Origin of the sequence: Nostoc sp. NMS8 (genome assembly GCF_017115045.1) — a bacterium.
Classification (GTDB): domain Bacteria; phylum Cyanobacteriota; class Cyanobacteriia; order Cyanobacteriales; family Nostocaceae; genus Nostoc.
Genome location: NZ_JABXKK010000056.1, coordinates 1 through 5,844 on the forward strand (window position 1 = coordinate 1; position 5,844 = coordinate 5,844).

At 40.8% G+C, this 5,844-nt stretch carries 3 protein-coding genes; all 3 read right to left on the reverse strand.

Annotated elements, in window-relative coordinates:
- Window positions 1-253: 253 nt before the first annotated feature.
- Window positions 254-1,327, reverse strand: a complete 1,074-nt coding sequence (locus HWQ39_RS10445) for an acyltransferase (RefSeq protein WP_292843946.1) — start codon at window positions 1,325-1,327, stop codon at window positions 254-256.
- Between the two features lie 526 nt (window positions 1,328-1,853).
- On the reverse strand, window positions 1,854-4,049 hold the full coding sequence (locus HWQ39_RS10450) for a transglycosylase SLT domain-containing protein (RefSeq protein ID WP_292843948.1): 2,196 nt from the start codon (window positions 4,047-4,049) through the stop codon (window positions 1,854-1,856).
- 409 nt (window positions 4,050-4,458) lie between these two features.
- Window positions 4,459-5,844, reverse strand: a 1,386-nt coding sequence (locus HWQ39_RS10455; protein ID WP_292843949.1) for an ATP-binding protein, incomplete at its 5' end; no start/stop codon positions are given.

Consider the following 5,844-nt stretch of genomic DNA (forward strand, 5'->3'; position numbering starts at 1 on the left):
ACGACCCTTATTTATGAATTCACTATTTTGTTATTCTGTCAATGCGTAAGTCCTAGTAGCATTTAAGTAGCATTACTAAAAATCTGGACAATTAGCACTTACTACACTGGGGTGTGTATAGTAACGTAAAACTGTGTCTACGTTGTCACCAATCCACATTGCGACTTTATCAGGGGTGATGCGATACCACTACTAATACCACCATCAAGGTTTGGTGGTACTGGAAGTTCAGGAGCGGCACTGTGTAAGATTGTCATGTTACTGGTTTAGTTATTGCTCGTTGATGTCGCCAGTCATTTAATGGCTTTTCAACTAACCGATAAAACATAAAACTGAAGCTAATTGCTATTGCCCAAGCGATTATTTGTAGCAGTAATATCATTGGACTATCAAGCGGAATAAACCTTAATCCGAGATTGATTACTCTTCCCTGAAATGGAGCGTGAAGTAAGTAGAGAGAATATGACATCACACCTACAAATTTAAGCCACTTTATAAATTTTAAAGAGTCAATGTGTTTATCTAGTTTATAGAGAAAATAAATAATAATTGAAAAAACACTACTAAATAATATTTGATTTGGTTGATGATGTGCAAAAGTCATATACTGTCCTAAACCACCCAATATCATAATTACTATTAAACATAAATTACGTTGATAAATATGATTGTGATTGCTTGCCCAAAGAGCGATGAATACTAGTGAACCACAAAGAAATTCACTCCAATACTTCAATAAACCTAATCGGGGATCGGCCGGAATAAAAACAGAAGATAATCCTAAAATTATAGCTATAAAAAAACTTAAGTTTTGATTTATATTATTTCTAATTGCCAATAAAATTGCGATTATTATATAAAAGCCTAACTCTACAACAAGTGACCAGTAAACTATAACGTAGAACGGAACATTTAAATAGGGTTGGATTAAAAATAGATTACCTACCCAGGATTGTAATGATGATGGAAAAGAATTTAAAAAATTAGTTTGGTTAAAGGGAGACGATACTAGATTCAGAATTATAGTGATTATGAATGCTAACCAATAAGTGGGCATTAAACGCCAGAATCGACTCTTGATAAAATTCCAGGTACTACCATTTTTAAAAGATAATTTATAGACACTAGCTGCAATACAGTAGCCGCTAATTACAAAGAAAAGGTGAAGTCCCAACCAACCAGGGGCTGCTACTGATTTTAATAACTCAACCAATGGGTGAAGAGGTTTGTTAAATGTAATGCCAAAACCATGAAAAATCATTACCCATAAGGCTGCAATACCCCGCCAATGGTCTAAGGTTTTGTACTGTGGATTCCAGACTGTCATAAATTATCCGTTAGAACTAAGTAAATTCGCGAGAAAAATTCAATTTACGTGAAGAAATATAAATATGATGTAGGGTGCGTTGTCACCGAGCGCTGCACCTTTACCTATTAGCTTGGTTTTCGCTTGTAGCATTGATTTTTTCTATAGCGGTTCTTAATTGCATAGAATACAGACCATTTGTAGGGGCACAGCATTGCTCATTGGTGTCAACTTAACGTGAAACCGCTTGTCCGCCGGGAATTGAAATTCCCGCCTCATAGCTAAAGTCATCTGAAGATGACTAAATATCGCCAAAAATCTCCAGTCTACTGAAGTAGACTTTAGCTAAAAGCCAAAGAAATTTATTTCAAGGCGGGTAAGGAAGCTAACAGATAAGCCATTTTTAGCTTAAGTTGACACCAATTTACCCTGCGGGAAGCCGCTTTGCGTCTACATGAATTGCCCCTACACCTTGCGATATAATCTTATACCGCATTTGAGTAGGAACCGTTATAACTCAATACTCACAACTCAGAACTTTCTCAGATTATCGCGTCGGTAATTGTGGGTGTGTAGTCGAGTATTTGGCGACGATACCAGAAATCTCTGGGTTGTAAAGCCTCAAATAATTCCAGTAATTGCCAAATACTTGCCGCACATAATTTTTGGTTTCATCAAAGGGAATCTCTTCAACAAACTCGTCTGGATCTTTTGTAGTTAGAGTTTGTAGCCATTTAGAGACATTGCCAGGGCCAGCATTGTAACTAGCGATCGCCAACAGAGAGTTATTGTTATATTGCTGATGAGTATGATCCAAATACCATGTACCTAGCATGATGTTATCGTTGGGATTTTCTAGGTTTATGGTTTTGAAATCCACCTTAATTTGTGGGGTAATCCATTGAGCGGTACTTGGCAACAGCTGCATCAAACCAGTGGCGTTAGCGACGGATTTGATTTTTGGCTCAAATCGTGACTCCTGACGGATTAAGGCAGTAACTAACAGCGGATTGAGTTTACGCTCAGTAGACCACTTTTCAATCTCCCGAAGATAGGGAAATGGATAACGGGCTTGCCAGTAGGTAATTTGTTTGCTCAGAGTTTGATATTGGGCCAGTTCTGCGGGGATTTCGCGGTCTTCCAGTTTAGAAATTTTGTCAATTCCGATGAGATTTTCTCCCTTAGCCTGCCGCATTAACCCTTCAGTAAATTGCTCTGCTACCGTTGGCTGAATTTTGTTCTGAAATTCTGTTTGCCATTGTAACCAGGCATCGCGGTCTTGACCCAGCAGATATAATTCTTTGAAAGTCTCAGAACCAGCAGGCGGTACTGGACGTTGGGGGGCGATTACTTCTGGGTTCATGGCGCGCACGTTATCAAAGTTGCCGACATTTAGCCCTAGCATGGTTGCGGCTCGCCAAGCATAGTAAGAGTAAGGAAACTGGCTAATCACATATTCATAAGCAGTTTTAGACTCCTGCTGCTTGCCTAGTAAAGCTGTCCATTTACCTACCCAAAAGCCTGCTCTCGGAGCCAAAATACTGTTGGGGTTGTTGGTAACAATTGGTTCTGCCCATTGCCAAGCACCGACGTAATCTTTAACATTGGCTTTATCTTGGGCTATTTTCCAGCGGTACTCTGCGGCTTCATCAGAATTGCCGTATTTAGCTATGAGTATTTGCCATGCGGCGCTAGCTGACTTTTGATCCTTGAGAGTTTGGAGAGTTTTAGCTTTTTGTGCCAGTGCAGTAGCAGCTTGTTTCGGAAATTTACTAATTACCTGATCGAGATAGGATAAGCCGTCTTTAGGAGTTTTTGCGGTTTCTGCTAACCTTAGTAAAGCATTCCCAGTTTCCTCAGCATTTGGAAATTGCTGCACCAATTGTTTATAGGTAGTGATCGCTTTTTCCTTATCTTGACCTCCTACCTGTAACCCTCGTGCGGTACGGTAGAGGTTACGCGATGTTTTGGGTGCTTTGGCATAAGCATTGGCTGCTTTCAGAAATTGACTATTTTCCCAATAGCTTGTACCAATTAGTTCCCAATTTTCGGGTTTCAGGGTAGGCTGTTTGACTAACTGATCCAAAATGCCCACTATGCCCGGTTGGTCGTAGGCATAAGTAGCCAAAATCAATTGTAAATTGGGCTGATTGGGATTTTCTTGCAAGCGTTTGCGAATAATTTCCCAAGTTAGAGGATTGCTAGGAAATTGAGCGATCGCAGTTTCTTGTTGCTTCGGTTGGGCAATTAGATATAGTGCTTTCACGCTGGCCGCTTCTTTGGGATACTGTTTCAGCACGCTTTGCCTAAGATCCGAGGCTTTGCCATCCTCGCCCAGCATATCCTCTGCCTGGGCTTGTTTCAGCAAAATGTAGGGTGCAAGGATGGGATAGTCTTTCTCTAGTCCTTGGAGTAAAGCTAGGGCTTTTTTTCCTTGGGTTCTTTCAATGTAATCACTCGCCAAAAGATAACGAGCGCGATTTCGGTCTGGCGATTGCGATTCTTGGGCGATCGCTGCTAGTTTTGCCGCCCGTTCTGGCAGTGATTGTGATATCAGTGGAAAGACGGCTGATTGAGCCTTACTCGCCTCTGATGTTTGCTCCGTTTTATTCTGACTCAGTTTGAGCCATTTTCCTAGAGATTTGCCGATCTCCGGTGCTGATACCATTGCCCCAGCTAAAAAGGCAAACAGTGCTGCACCCGCAATTATCGAAATTTGCTTTTTCTGTAGTTTCTTCAGCATGAATATCCGCTGAAAAGTTCCGGTGAATTTCTTGAAACTCTAACACTCCTAACCATCACTGTTACCAAATTTTAATTTTAGATTTTTCATTTTATGTAGAAAAATACTAATTTTCAATCCTACACTTGGCAGTATTGAGTAGATAGCACATATTAGATACTATTACATCTACCTTGGGTATATCATAAATGCAATTCGTCGCCACTACTTGGCTGTGAAAACCCAATCCCCAGTTCCCAGTCCCTTTAATTACAAGCGATCGCTTCTCGAAATTCTCCTGACAATGCCCCTCAAGAGTGCTGAATAAGCTGAGTAATGAGTAATGAGTAAAGAAGTGAGATTCCCCACTCAGCACGGGCTAAACCTTAGCTATCCGCTAACGAACTGTTTTGCCCAATGCCCAATGCTCTCATAGAATCCTCTGAGCTTTTATCGGAATCTCAATCACAAATTTTGTGCCTTTCCCCACTGTGGATTCACACCAAAGATTACCACCATGGTTCTGGGTAACAATTTGATAGCTCATAAACAAACCCAAGCCAGTGCCTTTACCAACGGGCTTAGTGGTGAAAAAAGGATCGAATAATTTAGAGCGAATCTCTTTAGGAATGCCTATGCCGTTATCAGAAATTATAATCTTCACTTGGTTAGTATCGATTTGACGAGTCTTAATCCAGATGGTATTTGGGTTGGCTAAAATATCTGGGAACGAACGCCCTTGATTAGATTCTTCTAATCCATCAACAGCATTATTCAAAAGATTCATAAACACTTGATTCAGGGAGCCAGCATTACATTCAATCAGTGGTAACTGACCATATTCTTTAATCAGCTGGATTTGCGGACGATTGCTTGTCTCTTGCAATCGATGTTGCAAAATCACCAAGGTACTATCAATCCCTTCATGAATATCTACCGCTTTCAATTCTGCTTCATCCAAGCGCGAGAAGTTCCGCAGCGACACTACAATAGTACTGATCCGCTCAGTACCAATTTGCATAGAATCAAGAATGTTGGTCAGGTCTTCTTGCAAAAATTCCAGTTCAAGTTTATCTAATTCTGTGTGCAGGGTTTGAGGTGGATTAGGATAGTGCTGTTGGTAAAGTTGTAATGCTCTAAATAAGCCTTGAATATACTCAGAAAGATGAGTCAAATTGCCATAAATGAAATTAACCGGGTTATTGATTTCATGGGCAACCCCTGCTACCATCTGCCCCAATGCAGACATTTTTTCACTCTGAATCATCTGCAATTGAGTCCGTTTGAGTGTTTGTAGGGCTTGTTTTAGAGTCGTATTTTTTTCATTCAATTCTTCAGTTCTTTCCTGGACTCGAACTTCCAGATTTTCATTAGTTCTAGCTAATTCGGCAAAAGCTAAACGCAACTTGGTTTCTGCTTGTGTTCGTTCTGCGATCGTTGCTGTCAGCACAAGAATGGTGAGTGTAATCACGCCAATAAACGATTGCAGCTGCATCAAAGATTGGTTGAGATCCTTACTTACAAAACCACCTTTGCCATTGACGGTTGCGATCACTGCGATCGCTGCCACAATAAAAGTTAACAGCGTTGCCCCTGGTTGTCCCAATCGAAACGCAGACCAGATCAACGTCGGAATCAACATATATTCCAGGTGATATCCTTTACCAAAAGCAACTTTGGTGATGAGAATGACCAACCCCATCAGGATAATTGACTCTACGATTAACCAGAATCTTAAAAGGTTTGCTGGGGACGGATTAAGGAAGGTGGGGCCCCCTCTGGGGATAAGGGGTAATGGGGATTGGGGAAGGTGGGG

Bases quoted from the DNA above. Each gene is read 5' to 3' on its own strand.
- HWQ39_RS10445 (WP_292843946.1), bottom strand. From the start codon at position 1,327: ATGACAGTCTGGAATCCACAGTACAAAACCTTAGACCATTGGCGGGGT.
- HWQ39_RS10450 (WP_292843948.1), bottom strand. From the start codon at position 4,049: ATGCTGAAGAAACTACAGAAAAAGCAAATTTCGATAATTGCGGGTGCA.